General features: G+C 63.8%; 12 protein-coding genes. 8 read left to right on the forward strand and 4 right to left on the reverse strand.

Annotation, left to right across the window (positions count from 1 at the left end; genetic code table 11):
- The first annotated feature begins 44 nt into the window (after nucleotides 1-44).
- A complete protein-coding gene (locus LB556_RS13695; RefSeq protein WP_224567826.1) occupies nucleotides 45-941 on the forward strand; it encodes a LysR family transcriptional regulator in 897 nt (298 codons plus the stop codon).
- A 1-nt stretch (nucleotide 942) separates the two neighbouring features.
- Here the strand turns inward: LB556_RS13695 and LB556_RS13700 are convergent, their stop codons facing one another.
- From LB556_RS13700 to LB556_RS13715, 4 genes are all read right to left on the reverse strand, one after another.
- The gene (locus tag LB556_RS13700) at nucleotides 943-2,199 is read right to left on the reverse strand and encodes an Hsp70 family protein (RefSeq protein WP_224567828.1); all 1,257 of its coding nucleotides are present in this window, start codon (nucleotides 2,197-2,199) and stop codon (nucleotides 943-945) included.
- Between the two features lie 171 nt (nucleotides 2,200-2,370).
- Complete coding sequence (locus LB556_RS13705) at nucleotides 2,371-3,153, reverse strand: TIGR02186 family protein (RefSeq protein ID WP_411908585.1); 783 nt, start codon at nucleotides 3,151-3,153, stop codon at nucleotides 2,371-2,373.
- Nucleotides 3,154-3,161: 8 nt separating this feature from the next.
- Nucleotides 3,162-4,085, reverse strand: coding sequence for a sulfite exporter TauE/SafE family protein (locus tag LB556_RS13710; protein WP_224567832.1), 924 nt, complete (start codon nucleotides 4,083-4,085; stop codon nucleotides 3,162-3,164).
- Nucleotides 4,086-4,277: 192 nt separating this feature from the next.
- Nucleotides 4,278-8,303, reverse strand: a complete 4,026-nt coding sequence (locus tag LB556_RS13715; RefSeq protein ID WP_224567833.1) for a peptidoglycan-binding protein — start codon at nucleotides 8,301-8,303, stop codon at nucleotides 4,278-4,280.
- Between the two features lie 454 nt (nucleotides 8,304-8,757).
- Between LB556_RS13715 and LB556_RS13720 the strand changes: the two genes are divergently transcribed.
- The 7 genes from LB556_RS13720 to LB556_RS13750 all read left to right on the forward strand — a co-directional run bounded on the left by LB556_RS13720 (nucleotide 8,758) and on the right by LB556_RS13750 (nucleotide 17,304).
- Nucleotides 8,758-9,219 carry a MerR family transcriptional regulator gene (locus tag LB556_RS13720; protein WP_224568114.1) on the forward strand — a complete coding sequence of 154 codons (462 nt, stop codon included), beginning with the start codon at nucleotides 8,758-8,760 and terminating at the stop codon, nucleotides 9,217-9,219.
- Between the two features lie 251 nt (nucleotides 9,220-9,470).
- Nucleotides 9,471-11,282: an acyl-CoA dehydrogenase gene (locus LB556_RS13725; protein ID WP_224567834.1), complete on the forward strand. Its 1,812-nt coding sequence runs from the start codon at nucleotides 9,471-9,473 to the stop codon at nucleotides 11,280-11,282.
- 45 nt (nucleotides 11,283-11,327) lie between these two features.
- Nucleotides 11,328-12,500 (forward strand): acyl-CoA dehydrogenase family protein, encoded by a 1,173-nt coding sequence (locus LB556_RS13730; RefSeq protein ID WP_224567835.1) that lies wholly within the window; start codon nucleotides 11,328-11,330, stop codon nucleotides 12,498-12,500.
- Nucleotides 12,501-12,534: 34 nt separating this feature from the next.
- Nucleotides 12,535-13,743: an acetyl-CoA C-acetyltransferase gene (locus LB556_RS13735; protein ID WP_224567836.1), complete on the forward strand. Its 1,209-nt coding sequence runs from the start codon at nucleotides 12,535-12,537 to the stop codon at nucleotides 13,741-13,743.
- A gap of 13 nt (nucleotides 13,744-13,756) precedes the next feature.
- Nucleotides 13,757-15,976 (forward strand): 3-hydroxyacyl-CoA dehydrogenase NAD-binding domain-containing protein, encoded by a 2,220-nt coding sequence (locus tag LB556_RS13740; RefSeq protein ID WP_224567837.1) that lies wholly within the window; start codon nucleotides 13,757-13,759, stop codon nucleotides 15,974-15,976.
- A gap of 9 nt (nucleotides 15,977-15,985) precedes the next feature.
- The gene (locus LB556_RS13745) at nucleotides 15,986-16,531 is read left to right on the forward strand and encodes a thioesterase family protein (protein WP_224567838.1); all 546 of its coding nucleotides are present in this window, start codon (nucleotides 15,986-15,988) and stop codon (nucleotides 16,529-16,531) included.
- A 122-nt stretch (nucleotides 16,532-16,653) separates the two neighbouring features.
- Nucleotides 16,654-17,304: a helix-turn-helix transcriptional regulator gene (locus LB556_RS13750; RefSeq protein ID WP_224567839.1), complete on the forward strand. Its 651-nt coding sequence runs from the start codon at nucleotides 16,654-16,656 to the stop codon at nucleotides 17,302-17,304.
- The last annotated feature ends 7 nt before the right edge of the window (nucleotides 17,305-17,311 follow it).

Here is a 17,311-nt window from a genome sequence, read left to right on the forward strand (position 1 = left end):
AGTTGTTCTTGTAAATTCGATCGATATTGGTTCTTAATGCCCTCATGACCCTGGATCAGTTACGCATTTTCGTCGCCGTCGCCGAGCGCGGCCACATGACCAAGGCGGCGTCGTTCCTGGGCATTTCCCAGTCGGCCGCGTCGGCGGCCATTCGCGCGCTGGAAGAACAGCACGGTGTCCATCTGTTCAACCGGGTCGGCCGCAACATCGAACTGGCCCAGACCGGCCACCGGTTCCTGCCCGAGGCCAAGGCCGTGCTGGAGCGGGTCGCCGCCGCCCGCAACGTGCTGGAACATGTTTCGCAAACAGTCGCCGGCAGCCTCTCCATCGCTGCCAGCCTGACCATCGCCAGCTACTGGCTGCCGCGCCGGCTGGCCTCCTTCCATGAGGCCTATCCCGCCGTCAGGCTTAGCGTCACCATCGGCAACACAAGGCAGGTCGAGGCCAGCGTGCTCGATGGCACCGCCGATCTTGGACTGGTCGAGGGGCGCACCGAGTCCGACATATTGCGCCGCGCCAAGGTCGATACCGACCGGCTGATGCTGGTCGTTGCCAGCTCCCATCCGGAGATCGCCGAAACCGCGCCGGGCCGCCCCGACATCACCGGCCTGCGCTGGATCATCCGCGAAGGAGGTTCCGGCACACGCGAGGTGCTGGAGGATCTGGCGCGCCGCGAGGGGATTTCGCTTGCCGACCTCAGGATATTCCTGGTGCTGCCCAGCAATGAAGCGGTTCGTCAGGCCGTCGAGGCGGGCGCCGGCGCCACCATCATTTCAGAACTCGTCGTCGGGCGCGCTGTCGCCGAGGGAAGCCTGAGAGCCGTGCCGATCGAATTGCCGAAGCGCGACTTCGCCATGATCACGCACCGAGATCGCCAGGCAAGCCTGGCCCAGATGGCCCTGAAGGCGCATCTGGCTGCTCAGACGAACGGGTCAGGGTAGGTCACCCGAACTTCCGTTGGGCGTCGAGCGCGAGGCCAAGCCCGACCGAGCCGAACATGTCACCCTCGATGACGGAAGCCCGCGGCACCAGCGACAGGATTTCCCGTCTGGCCAGCGGGATCGCGGTCGAGCCGCCGGTCAGGAACACCGCAGTGATGTCGGATGCCTTGACCTGCGCGTCACGGATGGTCTGCGCCACCGTTTCGGTAACACGTGCGATGTCCCGGGCGATGGTGGCCTCCAGCCCGGCGCGCGTGATCCCGGCGGCGAACACGGCGCCCGGCAGCTTCACTGCAACCTCGGCCGATGAATGGTCGGTCAGCTCTATCTTGGCTTTTTCGACCAGCGCCGCCAGAGCGTGCCCGTAGCGGTGCTCGACGACGTGGATGAAGCGGTCGACCAGGTCGGCGCGCGCCGCCTCGTAGCGGATCTGGCGCAGATGCGTCATCGCCTTGGCCGTGTAGACCAGGTTGATGCGCTGCCATGTGGCGAGATCGATGAAGTAGCTGGCCGGCAGATTGCGCTTGCCGTCCTTGGTCGCGGAGAGGTAACCGAGCTCAGGGATGACGTGGGCGATGCTCAGCAGCCGGTCGAAATCGGTGCCGCCGATATGGATGCCGCGGCTGGCCAGGATGTCGTCCTTGCGGTCGGTCGATCGCGAGCGTTCCGGCGATACGCGTACGATCGAGAAGTCGGATGTGCCGCCGCCCATGTCGATGATCAGCGCCAGTTCCTCGCGCGTGACCTTCTGCTCGTAGTCGAGCGCCGCCGCGATCGGCTCGAACTGGAAAGCGATGTGCTTGAATCCCTGGGCGCGGGCAGCCTTCTCGAGTTCGCCTTGCGCTTGCGCGTCGGCTTGCGGATCGTCGTCGACGAATTGCACCGGCCGGCCGAGCACCACGCTTTCCACCACGCCGCCGGCGTCCTCTTCCAGCCGCGTCCTCAGATGGCCGATGAACAGGCCGATAATATCGATGAAGCCGATCTGGCGCGCCTTGATACGTGTCTTCTCGTGGGCGAGCGAACTGCCGAGCACGCTCTTCAACGAGCGCATCAGGCGGCCTTCGATGCTGTCGGTATAATCGCCGATCGCGCGCCGGCCGAAATAGGTATGGCCGTCCTCGAAGTTGAAGAATACGGCACTTGGCAAAGTGGGCTGCTCGCCCTCCAGCGGCACCAGCCGCGCCTTGCCGTTCCGGATCACGCCCACCGTGGAGTTGGACGTGCCGAAGTCGATGCCGCCGAATGCCTGATGCATTGCAGCCTCCTGTCATTGTTTCGTGGCGGCACAACAGCGGCGACGCATCGCGCTGTCATCCGGATGGCCGGACCGCTCTTGGCGAAATGGTATGTGCGTGTTTGCCCCTGGGCTGGGAGGCGGCGGTTTATCGCATGGCGGCGAAAAGGGGAACCCCTCTTTTCCCGAGCATCAATCTTTGCGGAATACCAGCCGCCCGAGCCAGCCCGTTATCATGGCTAGCGATACGGCGAAGACGCCATAGAGGAAGGAATAGTCGTGGGCGGCGCGGAAGATCGACTGCTCGAAGCCGGACTTGCGGATTTCGAGTTGGGCCGAACTCTCCTTGATGAACAGGCCGCTCTTGAACAGGAAGGCGCGTGCCTTGTGGGTGCCGACAGGAACATTCGGCGCCAGCCTGACAGTGGCACGAAACAGGTTCTGCGACAGGAACTGCACGCCACCGACATTCTCGCTGTAGAGGCCGGTCGCCGTCTTGCGCTCGCGCAACGCCGCGGTGAATTCCTCGATCGTCGCGGGGCTGTCGCCGGCATCGGCCGGCTGCATGTAGAGGTTGGAGGAGCCGAGCGACAGCTGCCTGTAGCTGTTGGGGTCGGTGATGTCCTGCAGCGGCCGCGTCGTCGCCACCGAATAGGACACCGGCACGTTCTCGAAGGTCTCGGAGTCCAGATTGACCCAGACGCCCAGCACCCGGTCCTTGCGCCGCACCACCACCGGCTTTGGTGGCCCTTCGAGCACGACGATGACGTCGTAGCGCCCTTGGCGTGCAACCAGCGGGTCGGGATTTTCAAGCGAGCCGAAGATGGTCAGATCGGCGCCGGAAAAGCCGGCGGTGATCGAGACGTTGTCGGTGGAAAGGCCGATCTGGATGCTTTCTACCGATGGCGTCTGCGCGCCGGTCGGCACAACGGCTGCAAGCAGGGAGAGGAAGATGGCGATTGTGAGCGTCCCCAACCCCTTCATCAGTTGAGACCCGCGCCGGACAGCGAATAGAGGTTGGGCGGCGTCACGAAGAGATCGATGGCAAGCCGGATCGCCACGGCCAGCACAAGCAGCGCCAGGAGCGCCCTCAATTGCTCGCCGCGAAGCTTCTGGCCGGCCTTGGCGCCATATTGCGCGCCCGCCACGCCGCCTGCCATCAGAAGGAAGGCCAACATCACATCGACCGTCTGGTTGGTGGTGGCATGGACCAGCGTGGTGAAAGCCGAGGTGAAGATGATCTGGAACAGCGAGGTGCCGATAACGACGTTTGTCGGCACTTTCAGCAGATAGATCAGCGCAGGGACCATGATGAAGCCGCCGCCGACGCCGGTGACTGACGACAAAAAGCCGATGCTCGCGCCAAGGCCAAGCACTGGAATGATACTGACGAACAGCTTCGAGGCCCTGAACCGCATCTTCAGCGGCAGGCGATGAATCCAATTGTGCTGGCCGGACTTCTTCAGCACCGGTGCGGCGCCGCTTCGCGTGGCGCGCAGCACGCTGACGCTCTCGATCAGCATGATCGTTCCGACGGTGCCGAGCAGGGCGACGTAAGAGAGCGAGATGAACAGGTCGAGTTGGCCAAGGCGGCGCAGGAACGCGAAGACGAAGATACCGCCCGTGGACCCGACGATGCCGCCAGTCAGGAGCACGCCGCCGAGCTTGAAGTCGAGCGAACCCCGCTTCATGTGCGACAGTGCGCCGGAGAAGGAGGAGGCGATGACCTGGTTCGCACCGGTGGCGACCGCGATGGCCGGCGGGATGTTGTAGAAGATCAGCAGCGGCGTGATGAGAAAGCCGCCGCCCACCCCGAACATGCCCGACAGGAAACCCACCGCGGCGCCCATGGCCAGCAGCACGAAGACGTTGACGGAAATTTCCGCGATCGGGAGATAGATGCCCACCCGTCAGTCTCGATCAGTTTGCCTGTCGGCGAATAAAGCCGTTGCGGCCAGTATCGCATCGAAAAGCCAATTTTCTCTTGCGCCGACGCGGCAGCGAGGTCAAACCCCGCCACCGCGCCGAAACAAAAAACAACTCAATCAGTTAACAGGCAAATGTATGGCAAGGGCGTCGTGGAAACGACGCTTCTGCCGTTATTTGCGCGCCAGCAATGCCTTGACCAGTTTCTCGTCGACCGCACCCGTCGCCGGCAGCTTGTTGTCGGTCTGGAAAGCGATGATCGCGTTCTTGGTCTTCTCTCCCATCACGCCGTCGGCGCCGCCGGCGTCGTAGCCGTTCTTGTTGAGGATGAGCTGGATGTTCTTGACCGCCTTCTTCATGTCGATGCCAGCGGTCGTCTGCGGCGTGCCTTCCTGCCAGGATTCGGGAATGTCCACCGAATTGGCTGCCGCGTTGAGCGGCTTGGCCTTCCACAATTCGGTCGCGGCACGCGCCCGCTCGAGCTGCTCGGGCCGAAGCGCATTGGCGATCTCGTCGCGCTTGGCCGCGGCATCCTTGTCGCCGGTCTTGGCGACGAGCGCGAACCATTTGTAGGATTCCTCCAGGTTCTGCTTCATGCCAACGCCCTTGGCAGCGAGGATGCCGAGATTGAACTGGCTGTCCTTGACGCCGAGGTCGGCGGCTTCCTGGAACCAGTGCGCGGCCGATTCATTGTCGGTCACGCCATCGGCGGCCATGGCGAACAGCACCGCGAGATTGTGCATGGCGCTCGCGTTGCCCTGCGCGGCGGCGAGCTTGTACCAGGTCTTCGACTTCTTGATGTCGCGCGCGACGCCGATGCCCTTTTCGTAGAAATTGCCGATGCGGTATTCGGCCGGCGCGAAACCGAGTTCCGCCGACTTCTCGTACCATTTGGCGGCTGCCGCCATGTCTTCCTTGACACCGCGCGACTCGGCGTAGCGCGAGCCGACCTCGAACAGGGCCTTGGCGTCGCCACCGGCGGCGGCATCGCGCAGGGCGGCGGGCCCGGCCTCAGTCGGGATGTCGAACTTGGCCGCGGCTGTCGCCACCGCCTTGTCCATGGGCGCAACGGCGCCAGTCGTGTCCTTGGTCGTCTCCGCGGCTGGCGCGGCGGGGGCCGGATCCGTCATGGCAGGAGCAGCGGTCATGGGAGCAACCGGCGCCGGCGCGGCCGAAGCCATCGCGCCGGGAGCGGTCGCGCTCGGACCTGAAGCCATGGCCGACGCTACCGGTGCCGCAGCGGGTCCCGTATCCGGCATCGCGTCCGTATCCGATGGCATGGCCATGACGGCCTGCGCCGCCATGTCGTCCTTGACTGCCGGCTCGTCCTTGACTGTCGGCGCGGATTGTTCAGCCTGCCTGACGGCCGGCGCGCTGTCGGTCCGCGCCGGCTGGACTTCGGTCTTCGGCTGGCTGGCGGTGTCGAGAGATGCCGTCCGCACCGGCTGCGAGGCGACGATCGGTGTCGCGTCGTTGCTTGCCACCTGGGCGGGATCCGAGAGGAACGCCTTGCCGAGCTGCAGGCCGGCAAGCGCCAGCATGATCGCTGCCGCCGCCATCAGGATCGGCTTGCGCCGCGCCTTGAGCAGGTCGCCTATCCTGAGCGCCTTGACCGGACCTTTCATCGTCGACTGGCGCTTCAGCGCATCGGCCTCGGCCGCGGCCGCCTGCGCCGCGCGCCGGGCGGCCGCGATGAAATCCGATTTCGCCGCGTCGCTGTCGCCGAGCGCTGCCGGTTGTCCCCGCTCATCGCGCACGCGTTTCATGATGGCATTGAGGTCGGGCGCGCCGGAGCCGGGCTCCAGCGGGCGGTTGGCGATTTTCGGGTCGAGCGGCTCGTCGAGATCGACACTCGGGATATCGGCGCTCGGCGCCGAACCGGCCAGCGGCGGAACATCCGCCGCCTTCTTGCCCTTGAAGGCACGCGCCAGCCCGCCGAACATCGATTTGCGGCCTGCCGGCTGGTCCCTTCCGGCGATGGTGTCGGAACCGAGCGCGGCCATCGCCGCGGCGGCGGCGGCTTCTGCGGGCGAGCGCGTGCCCGTCCGGGCAGAAAAGCCGGTTTCGACTTGCAGTGCCGGCCCGCCTGATGAAGCCGACTCGGGGCGCAATATGGCCGCGGCTCGCGTGTCCAGATCGGCCATGTCGCCGGTCAGCGGCAGCGGCTCGTCCATTGTCATCGACGGTGCGTTCACGGCCATCTTGGGCCGCCGCGAGCCCCGCCAGCCGCTCGGCTCGATCGGTGCTGTTTCCAGGAGCTCGCTTACCGCCTCGGACGGTTCGCTGGTTTCCAGCGAACCCAGCCTGTCGACGATCTTGAGCAGTGTGTCGTGGATGGCCTCGAATGTCCGCGAATTGCGCTCGTCGGAACGCCGCGTCAATGTCTCCAGCGTCTTCAGGTCCTGTGCGAGGCCGGAAACCGCGGCTGTATTGGTGCTCGTCCCGGCCAGCGACCGCACCGCGTTCTCGGCCGCCTCGCGGGCGGCGCCGAGGATGGAATCTCGTGTTCCGGCCAGCGCTTTTTCGATTTCGTCGAGGCGCGGGCTGATGTCCTCGAAGTCCGGCAGCGGCGTGCTGGGCTTGGAAAGATGCGCCGACAGGCCGGCGACCTGCGCTTCCAGGCTGCGGATCAGCGCCGGGTCGATGCCGGCGACTTGGGCCGCCGAAGCGTCAAGCCGGCTTGAAATATCCTCGAGCCGGCTTTCCAGTCCGCGGATCGCCGCCTCGCCGGCGGGATCGGGAGCGCGCGTTTCCATCCGCTTGGCCAGTGCGGTGAAGCGGGCATCGATGGCGTCCATGATACCGGCGCTATCGACCTGCGGGATGCGCTGGTCCAGCCGGTCGGCAACCTCGTCCAGCCGGCGCTCGAGATCGCGAAACAGCATGTTGCCCTGTTCGATGGCGTCGCCCTGGCGTCGCTCCATCATGCCGGCCAGCACGTCGAAGCGCTGTTCCAGCCCGTGGAAGATGTAGTCGGCGTCGGGCATGGCGGGCGCCTGATCGATCTTGTCGGCGATCAGCGCGATCTGCTTGGCGAGGCGTTCCATCGCCTGCTCGGGCAGGTTGGCGCGGCCGGCGAGATCATCCACCCGGCTCGACAGCGTGTTCAGCCGGTCGATCACGACATTGCCGGGGCGGTCCTGCGTCACTTCCTCGATCTGCCCAGCGAGCGAATCGATCCGCTTCTCGATGCGCTCGATGGCTTCCTGGTCGACCGAATTGGCCTGTGCGGCGACTGTCGAGGCCACGATGGCGCGGGAAATCTCGTCCAGCCGCTCGTCGATCATGGCCAGCGTATCGCCGCCCCGATTGTCCTGCTGGTTGGCGAAATGGTCGACCGCCCCGGCCAATGTGCGGACTTTTTCCTCCAGCGAGCGCAGCGACAGCGATTCCGGCAGGTTGTTGACGGCATTGCTGATCTGTTCCAGCCGGTCGGTCAGGGCAGCAAGGGCGGGATCGTCGGAGCGCTTGCGCTGGTCGGCGTCGACGCGGTCTTCGAAAGCCGTCCAGCGGCGGTCGAAATCATCCCAGCGGCGGTCGACCTTCTGCACGCTCTCCTCACGCGCCAGCGTGTCGAGTGCGGCTTTGACCTGCTCGAGTTCCAGTCGCAGCAGATTGACGCTCCTGTCATCACTCTTTTCCGACAGCGATTTGATAGCGCCGGAGAGGCGCTCGAATTCCACGCCGAGTTCGGCGCTGCCCTTGCCCGCGGTGCCGGCTTTGGCGTTCGACTGGAAGGCGCGGTCGATGTCCATGCGCAACGCGTCGAATTCGCGCTGCAGCCCGGATGTCACCTGGTGGCGCAGTTCTTCGCGCATGCCGCGCAGCTCGCCGGCGATCTTGCCGACCATGGCGACGCTGTCTTCCTGGCCGCGGACACGGTCGATGTCGCGGGCGATGGCCTGGTAATTCTGGTCGAAGGCGGGGGAGGGCGCCGGGTTGTGTGCACGCGGTGCGGGCTGCGGATCCTCATACCAGCGCTGCTGTGCGGTCGGCTGTGCGGAGGGATAACGCGGTTCGGCGGCGGGGTAGCGCGGTTCGGTGGCATATTGGCCAGCGCGTGCCGTCGCGTCCTCACGCGTCTGCCCCAGGCGCTGTTCAAGCGTTTCCAGCGAGCGGTTCAACTGCTCGATCGTGGTCTGCGGCCTGCGCTGCCTGCCGGCGTTCAGTGTATCGAGGTAGGACCGCTTGCTGTTCATCGGTGCGTCCGTCTTTCAGATTGGCCGGTTGGCGACCAGCTCCCCAAGTCCCTGCCGGAACGAGGCGACCGCGCTTCCATGCCACGGCGGAAGACAAGCTTCCCGGGTTTCACCCGCGCTCCGAAAAACCGTGAAAAACTCGATACAGGATAACCACGGGTAGCCGACATGCGCACATTTCGCCCAACGTGGTAAACAAGGCGTTAACCAAGCTTAAGAAGTTGCATCATATTTCAGGAATGCCTTGCGGATGCGGCATTAAGGTGCGCCCGCAGAACGCCCTTGCGTCATGAGGCGGCTATCGGTATAGAATTGACGTAAACGTAAATGGCGCATCAACTGTGCCGTTTGCGATTTGTTTGTCGAAACCACGGCCGGAAGCACGCCCCCGCTTCCAGTCAGGCGACGCATGGTCAAGGACCGCGACGCCACCAGACGGGGAAAGCCAGTGACCATGAAGCTTATCTCGGCCGGCGAAACCGCGGCCAATACCAACAATGTATCTGTCGAAGCCGGCGAGGATCTCTCCCGCATCGGCGAAATGGCCAAAAAATACGGCGTGACGCTGCGCACGCTGCGTTTCTATGAGGACAAGGGCCTGCTCAACCCGCGGCGCGACGGCTCGACCCGTCTCTACACACGCCGCGACAAAGCCAGGCTGAAGCTGATCCTGCTCGGCCGCAAGGTTGGGTTCTCGCTGCGCGACGTCAAGCAGATGATGGACCTCTACGACCCGACCGGTTCCAACACCAAGCAATTGCGGTTGGCGCTGGACAAGTCGGAGAAGCAGCTCGCTCGCCTGCAGAAGCAGCGGGCACTGGTCGACGACGCCATCAATGAGCTCAGCGGCTCGATGTCGGCGGTCCGTCAGATGCTGGTCGAGCGTTCGGCACCGTCGGCAAGTGCTGCAGGTTAATCACCCGACGCTGTAACTTTGAAGGCGGTTGTGACGAACTGGAGCCGTGTGGCCTTTGCCGCGCGGCTTTTTTCGTATTCGGTTGGGCGGTGTTTTCGACGGTCGCGTTGCGGGATGCGAAAAATGTAACATCAAAAAGAATTGACGTTTACGCAAACGTCAATTCTTGATATGCCGACCTGAATTCTGGCTGAAAGGTGTCTCTGACATCAGTTCGAGACTCCGGCTAAATCTTTTTGGGTGGAGGAAACATGCCGATCTACAGGGCTCCGGTCCAGGACACGCTGTTCGTGCTCAACGAAGTGTTGGGCTATCAGCGCTATTCCAACCTTCCCGGATTCGCCGATGCGACGCCTGACGTCCTGGAGGCAATTCTCGCCGAAGGGGCCAAGCTCGCCGAGAACGTCATGCATCCGCTCAATCGTGTCGGCGACATGGAAGGCTGCGTGCGCCACGACGACGGCTCGGTGACCACGCCCAGGGGCTTCAAGCAAGCGTTCGATCAGTATCGCGAAGGCGGCTGGATGGGGCTCGCCGCACCCGTCGAGTTCGGTGGCCAGGGCTTGCCCTATGCCGTGCACACGGCGGTGGCCGAATACATGGTTTCGGCCAACATGTCGCTGATGATGTATCCCGGCCTGACCCAGGGTGCGATCGCGGCCATCCTCACCCACGGCACCGACGAGCAGAAGGCGACCTGGCTGCCCAGGATGGTCGAGGGCACCTGGACCGGCACCATGAACCTGACCGAGCCGCATTGCGGCACCGATCTCGGCCTGCTGCGCACCAAGGCGGTGCCGAACGGCAATGGCACCTACAAAATATCTGGGCAGAAGATCTTCATCTCCGCCGGCGAGCACGACATGTCTGAGAACATCGTCCATCTGGTGCTGGCCCGTATCGAGGGCGCACCGGAAGGCGTCAAGGGCATTTCGCTGTTCATCGTGCCGAAGTTCAAGCTCGATGCGTCGGGCAATCCCGGGACAAGGAACACCGTCTCCTGCGGTTCTATCGAGGAGAAGATGGGCATCCACGGCAATTCGACCTGCGTCATGAATTATGACGAGGCCGAAGGCACGCTGCTGGGTGAGGCCAATGGCGGCCTGAAGGCGATGTTCACGATGATGAACGAGGCCCGTCTCGGCGTCGGCCTGCAGGGACTTTCGCTGTCGGAGATCGCCTACCAGAACGCCGTCGCCTATGCCAAGGACCGCTTGCAGGGCCGCTCGCTGTCGGGGCCGAAAGCACCCGACAAGAAGGCGGATCCGATCATCGTCCATCCCGACATTCGCCGCTCGCTGATGACCATGAAGGCTTTCAACGAAGCCGGCCGAGCGCTTGCGCTGTGGACTGCGATCAAGTCCGACATCGCCCACCGCTCCGCCGACGAAAAGGACCGCCAGGCGGCCGACGATTACACCGGGCTGATGACGCCGGTCGTAAAGGGCGTGCTGACCGACAAGGGCTTCGACCACGCCGTGATGGCGCAGCAGGTGTTCGGCGGCCACGGCTATATCGAAGAGCACGGCATGAGCCAGTTCGTGCGCGATGCCCGCATCGCCATGATCTATGAAGGCGCCAACGGCATCCAGGCGCTCGACCTCGTCGGCCGCAAGCTCGGCTTGAACGGCGGCCGCGCCATCCAGGCCTTCTTCAAGGAGGTCGGCGAATTCTGCGAGGAAAATCGTGCCGACGAACAGATGGCGCTGTTCACCAAGGCGTTGAAGAAAGGCCTCAACGATCTGCAGGCGGCGACGATGTGGCTGCTGCAGAACGGCATGGCCAAGCCCGACAATGCAGGTGCGGCCTCGACCGACTACATGCATCTCTTCGGCCTGGTGGCCCTGGGCTTCATGTGGGCGCGGATGGCCAAGGTGGCACAGGGCAAGACGGGCGCGAACGGTTCCCAATTCTTGCATGAAGATAAAGGGCCGTTCTACGACAACAAGGTCGTGACGGCGCGCTTTTTCATGGAGCGGATCATGCCGGAGACCTCGGCGCACCTCGCCCGTATTTCGAGCGGCGCCGATACTCTGATGGCCCTGACGGCGGAAGCGTTCTAAACTCGGCCTCACTGGCCTTCTGTCTGTCGATACGCGGAGGAAATCGTGGCGACAAATCCCGCCGAAGTGCTCTCCTTGCCGAAGCCGGCCTGGGCGGCCGACGAAGTCGGCATGCTCTACGACATGGCAATCCGCTTCATGTCGGAGGAGATCGCACCGCGCTACGACGAGTTCGAAAAGAACGAAATGGTCGATCGCGATAGTTGGCTCAAGGCGGGTTCCGCCGGGCTGCTCTGCGCGTCCATGCCGGAGGAATATGGCGGCGCGGGCGGCACCTTCGCGCATGAGAGCGCCATCATCGAGGCGATCGGCCATGTCGGCGTCGATGGTTTCGGCATCGGCCTGCACAATTCGATCGTCGCCCCCTACATCCTCCATTACGGGTCGGAGGAGCAGAAGAAGAAATGGTTGCCCAAGCTAGCCACCGGCGAACTGATCGGCGCCATTGCCATGACAGAGCCTGGCGCCGGTTCCGACCTGCAGGGTGTCAAGACCCGTGCCGAGAAGGATGGCAATCAGTACAAGATCAACGGCTCCAAGACCTTCATCACCAACGGCCAGCTCGCCAACTTCATCATCGTCGTCACCAAGACCGATCCGGAGAAGGGCGCCAAGGGCACCTCGTTGATGATCGTCGAGACCGATGAGGTCGAAGGCTTCCAGCGTGGCCGCAACCTCGACAAGATCGGGCTGAAGGCCAACGACACGTCGGAGCTGTTCTTCAACGACGTGCGCGTGCCGACCTCCAACCTGCTCGGCCATGAAGAGGGGCAGGGCTTCGTCCAACTCATGCAGCAATTGCCGCAGGAGCGGCTGCAGATCGGCACCGGGGCGATCGCCATGATCGAGCGGGCGCTGGCTCTGACCATCGACTACGTCAAGGAGCGCAAGGCTTTCGGCAAGGCGATCATCGACTTCCAGAACACCCAGTTCAAACTGGCCGAATTGAAGACGGAGGCCACCATCGGCCGCGTCTTCTACAATGACTGTGTCACCCGCCACATCGATGGCGGCCTCGATCCGGTCACGGCATCGATGGCCAAGTACTGGCTCTCCGACCTACAGGGAAAGGTCGTCGACGAATGCCTTCAATTGCACGGCGGCTATGGCTACATGAATGAGTATCCGATCGCCCGCATGTTCCGCGACGCTCGCGTCCAGCGCATCTACGGCGGCACCAACGAGATCATGAAATTGCTGATCGGACGCTCGCTCTGAGCAGTTCCCTTCAGCGAACCCAAGGAGCATGAAAATGGCCGAAGCTTATGTCTACGACGCCGTGCGCACGCCGCGCGGCAAGGGCAAGAAGGACGGATCATTGCACGAGGTGCCGGCGGTGCGGCTCGCCGCCAGGACGCTGGAAGCCCTGCGCGACCGCAATGGGCTGGACACTGGCACCGTCGACGACATCATCTTCGGCTGCGTCGATCCGGTCGGCGAGGCAGGCTCGGTCATTCCGCGTGCCGCCGCCTTCGAGGCCGGCTACGACACGAAGGCGCCCGGCATGCAGATCTCGCGCTTTTGCGCGTCGGGTCTCGACGCCATCAATTTTGGCGCTGCCAAGATCGCGCAGGGCGCCGATGAGATCGTCATCGCCGGTGGCGTCGAATCGATGTCGCGTGTCGGCATGGGCGCCTCCGGCGGCGCCTGGTTCATGGACCCTTCGGTCGGTCTGCCCGGCTGGTTCGTGCCGCAAGGCATCTCGGCCGACCTGATCGCCACCAAATACGGTTTCTCGCGCGACGACGTCGACGCATACGCGGTCGAGAGCCAGAAGCGGGCCGCCAAATCCTGGGCCGACGGCCGCTTCAAGAACTCGGTCATCCCGATCAAGGACCAGAACGGTCTCACCATTCTCGATCATGACGAGCATATGCGGCCGTCGACCGACATGCAGTCGCTCGCCTCGCTCAACCCGTCCTTTGTCATGCCTGGTGAAATGGGCGGCTTCGATGCGGTCGCGGTGCAGAAGCATCCCGAAATCGAGGAGGTCAACCACGTCCACCACGCCGGCAACTCGTCGGGCATCGTCGATGGCGCGGCGGCCGTGCTGCTTGGCTCGAAGAAGGCCGGGAAATCCATGGGCATCAAACCCCGCGCGCGCATTCGCACCTTCGCCAACATCGGCTCCGAGCCGGTGCTGATGCTGACCGGCCCGGTCGACGTCACCGAGAAACTGTTGAAGCGCGCCAAGATGAAGCTGTCCGACATCGACCTGTTCGAGCTCAACGAGGCCTTCGCCTCGGTGGTGCTGCGCTACATGCAGGCCTTCGAAATCGATCACGACAAGATCAACGTCAATGGCGGCGCCATCGCCATGGGCCATCCGCTCGGCGCCACCGGCGCGATGATCTTCGGCACGGTGCTGGACGAACTCGAGCGCCGTGATCTCAACACCGCGCTGGTGACACTCTGCATCGGCGCCGGCATGGGTACCGCAACCATCATCGAACGCGTCTGACGGGGAGAGAACGATGAGCTACACCAATTTCACCCTCGACATCGACGCCGACGGCATCGCTCTGGTCACCTGGAACAGCCCGGACCGCTCGACGAACGTCTTCACCGAAGAGGTGATGCGCGAGTTGAACGCCATCGTGGACAAGGTGGCCGGCGATGCCGCCATCAAGGGCGCGGTGATCACCTCCGGCAAGGACACCTTCTCCGGTGGCGCCGACATCACCCTGCTGCAGAAGATGCTGACCACCTTCGCCACGGACAAGGTCAGGGACTCCGAAAAGGCGACCAAGACGCTGTTCGACAATGCCGGCGTCATGACCGGCCTGTTCCGCAAGCTGGAAACCTGCGGCAAGCCATGGGTGTCGGCCATCAACGGCACCTGCATGGGAGGCGCCTTCGAGATGTCTCTCGCCTGCCATGCCCGTGTCGCCGCCGACTCTGACAAGGTCAGGATGGCGCTTCCTGAAGTGAAGATCGGCATCTTCCCAGGTGCCGGCGGCACCCAGCGCGTGCCGCGGCTGACGGACCAGCAGCAGGCGCTGCAGATGCTGACCTCCGGCCAGACCCTGTCGCCGCAGAAGGCGAAATCGATGGGCCTGATCCATGAGATCGCCGAGCCGGCGAAATTGGTCGAGACCGCCAAGGCGATGATCAGGAACGGGCTGAAGCCCGTGGCTCCGTGGGACGAGAAGGGTTTCAAGCTGCCCGGCGGGCCGATCTATTCGGTGGCTGGTGCCAATCTGTGGCCGCCGGCCATAGCCATCCTGCGCCGCGAGACCTATGGCAATTACCCGGCGGCCGCCGCGATCCTGAAATGCGTCTATGAGGGCCTCCTGGTGCCCTTCGACACCGCCCTCAGGATCGAGCAGCGCTATTTTACCGAGATCATGCAGTCGAAGGAAGCGGCCGCGATGATCCGCTCGCTGTTCGTGTCGCTGCAGGAATTGAACAAGGGTGCGCGTCGTCCGGCCGGCGTGCCGGACACCAAGTTCAAGAAGATCGGCATCCTCGGCGCCGGCTTCATGGGCGCCGGCATTGCCTATGTCACCGCCAAGGCCGGCATTCCGGTGGTGCTGCTCGATCGGGATATGGAGTCGGCGCAGAAGGGCAAGGCGCACTCCGACAGCCTGGTCTCGGATCAGGTCAAGAAGGGCCGTGCCAAGCCCGAGGACAAGGACAAGCTCCTGTCGCTGATCACGCCGACATCTGATTATGCCGACCTCGCCGGCTGCGATCTCGTCGTCGAGGCGGTGTTCGAGGATTCCGCTGTCAAGAAGAATGCCACCGAACAGGCGGAAGCCGTGCTGAAGTCGTCGGCGATCTTCGCCTCCAACACCTCGACCATCCCGATCACGGGCCTGGCCAAGAATTCGGCGCGGCCGAAGAATTTCATCGGCATCCACTTCTTCTCGCCGGTCGACAAGATGATGCTGGTCGAGATCATCCTCGGCAAGAAGACCGGCGAGAAGGCGCTGGCCACCGCGATCGACTTCGTGCGCGCCATCAAGAAGACGCCGATCGTCGTCAACGATACGCGTGGCTTCTACGTCAACCGCTGCGTGCTGCGTTACATGTCGGAAGCCTACAAGATGCTGATCGAAGGCGTGCCCGCGCCGATGATCGAGAATGCGGCGAAGGCCGCCGGCATGCCGGTTGGTCCCCTGGCCCTGACCGATGAGACGGCCATCGACCTCGCGCAGAAGATCATGAAGCAAACCATCAAGGATCTCGGCGACAAGGCCGTCGACCCCAAACAGATGGCGCTCATCAACACCATGGTCGACGACCATGGCCGCTTCGGCCGCAAGAACGGCAAGGGCTTCTACGACTACCCCGCCAAGCCGGCCAAGAAGAAGCTCTGGCCCGGCCTCAAGGACCTCTATCCGCAGATGGCGCCCGAGAAGGTCGACTACGAGGAACTGCAGCAGCGGCTGCTGGTCACCATCGCGCTGGAGGCGGCGCGTGTGATGGAAGAGGGCATCGTCACCGATCCGCGCGAAGCCGATGTAGGCTCGATCCTCGCCTTCGGCTTCGCGCCCTATACCGGTGGCGCCCTGTCCTACATTGACGGGATCGGCGCCAAACGGTTCGTCAAGATCGCCAAGGGGCTGCAGAAGAAATACGGCGCCGAGTTCAAGGCGCCCAAGCTGCTCATCGATATGGCCGAGAAGGGCGAGACGTTCTACGAACGCTTCGATCCCTACGCCAAGGGCGACGTTAAGCAGGCTGCCTGACGCAAGGTCATGTATGTCTGGGCGCGCATGGCGCGCATGCTGGCCACGGCACGTCGCCGTGGCCCCTACGTGATGGGCGGTGAGAGCCGGCTGGTCTTCCGCTGCCTGCCGACCGACATTGATTTCAATGTCCATCTCAACAATGCGCGCTACATGATGCTGGCCGACCTTGGCCGTATCGATCTGTTTGTCCGCGCCGGGCTCATCACGCTGGCGAGGAAGAACGGCTGGGCGCCGATGATGGGCGGGCTGCAGGCCGTCTACGCCCGCGAGATCCGGCTGTGGCGTCGCTTCGAAGTGGTGTCCTCGATCGAGACCTGGGAAGGCACCCAGGTCATCGGCAAGCACCGCTTCGTCCTCGACAATGGCGAAACCGCCGCTTTGATCCTGACGACGGCCGGCGTCTATGACCGCAAGGCGCGCCGCTTCCTCGATATCGATGAGGTTGTCGCAGCGCTTGGCCGCGCGGTGAGCCCGCGCCCGCCGACAGAGGCTGAACGGATTTTCATGACGTCGCATCAGGGTTTGCGCCGCTTGGCCAAGGGAACGGGCTGATCCCGCAACTGTGATCTCCTCGGCCTTCACGGTGCGTCGCGTGGCCCGCGCCCGGTAGACAAACGGACCTGTGGAGATTAGAAGGAACAGGCATTTTTTCCTCTCTCCAAGGAGCGCGCAAAATGCTCTCGCACGACCGCGTGTGGGCCGCCATAGACGCTCTGGCCGAGCGCTATTCCCTCTCAGCCTCGGGCTTGGCGAAGCGGGCCGGCCTGGATTCGACCGCATTCAACAAGTCCAAGCGCCTGTCGTCGGACGGCAGGCCGCGCTGGCCCTCGACCGAATCGCTGGCCAAGATCATCGAGGCGACGGGTGCCTCGCTAGACGAGTTTACCGGGCTGATCGAGGGGCGCGCTGTTTTCATCCACGAAACACCGCAGGCCCACAGGCGCGCCGTGCCGTTGCTCGGCTTTGCCCAGGCCGGCGCCGGCGGCTTCTTCGACGATGCCGGCTTTCCGGCGGGGCAGGGCTGGGATCTCGTCGAATTGCCGGCGCAATCGACCGAAAGTTCCTATGCGCTGCAGGTGCAGGGAGATTCCATGCTGCCGCTCTACCGCAACGGCGATGTGCTCATCGTCGAGCCGGGCAAGGCCACCCGCAAGGGCGACCGCGTCGTCGTCAAGACCACGTCAGGCGAGGTGATGGCCAAGGTGCTGGAGCGCCAGACCGTCAAGTCCATCGCGCTGGTCTCGCTCAATCCGGAGCATCCGGACCGCGACATTCCCATGCGCGAGGTCGAATGGGTGGCGCGGATCGTCTGGGCAAGTCAATAGGGTGCAA

This window comes from Mesorhizobium sp. ES1-4, from assembly GCF_020164745.1.
Lineage (GTDB): Bacteria > Pseudomonadota > Alphaproteobacteria > Rhizobiales > Rhizobiaceae > Mesorhizobium.

What these genes read in the sequence shown, in the direction of transcription:
- LB556_RS13695 (WP_224567826.1), top strand. Translation starts at nt 45, where the DNA reads ATGACCCTGGATCAGTTACGCATTTTCGTCGCCGTCGCCGAGCGCGGC.
- LB556_RS13700 (WP_224567828.1), bottom strand. Translation starts at nt 2,199, where the DNA reads ATGCATCAGGCATTCGGCGGCATCGACTTCGGCACGTCCAACTCCACG.
- LB556_RS13715 (WP_224567833.1), bottom strand. Translation starts at nt 8,303, where the DNA reads ATGAACAGCAAGCGGTCCTACCTCGATACACTGAACGCCGGCAGGCAG.
- LB556_RS13720 (WP_224568114.1), top strand. Translation starts at nt 8,758, where the DNA reads ATGAAGCTTATCTCGGCCGGCGAAACCGCGGCCAATACCAACAATGTA.
- LB556_RS13725 (WP_224567834.1), top strand. Translation starts at nt 9,471, where the DNA reads ATGCCGATCTACAGGGCTCCGGTCCAGGACACGCTGTTCGTGCTCAAC.
- LB556_RS13735 (WP_224567836.1), top strand. Translation starts at nt 12,535, where the DNA reads ATGGCCGAAGCTTATGTCTACGACGCCGTGCGCACGCCGCGCGGCAAG.
- LB556_RS13740 (WP_224567837.1), top strand. Translation starts at nt 13,757, where the DNA reads ATGAGCTACACCAATTTCACCCTCGACATCGACGCCGACGGCATCGCT.
- LB556_RS13745 (WP_224567838.1), top strand. Translation starts at nt 15,986, where the DNA reads ATGTATGTCTGGGCGCGCATGGCGCGCATGCTGGCCACGGCACGTCGC.
- LB556_RS13750 (WP_224567839.1), top strand. Translation starts at nt 16,654, where the DNA reads ATGCTCTCGCACGACCGCGTGTGGGCCGCCATAGACGCTCTGGCCGAG.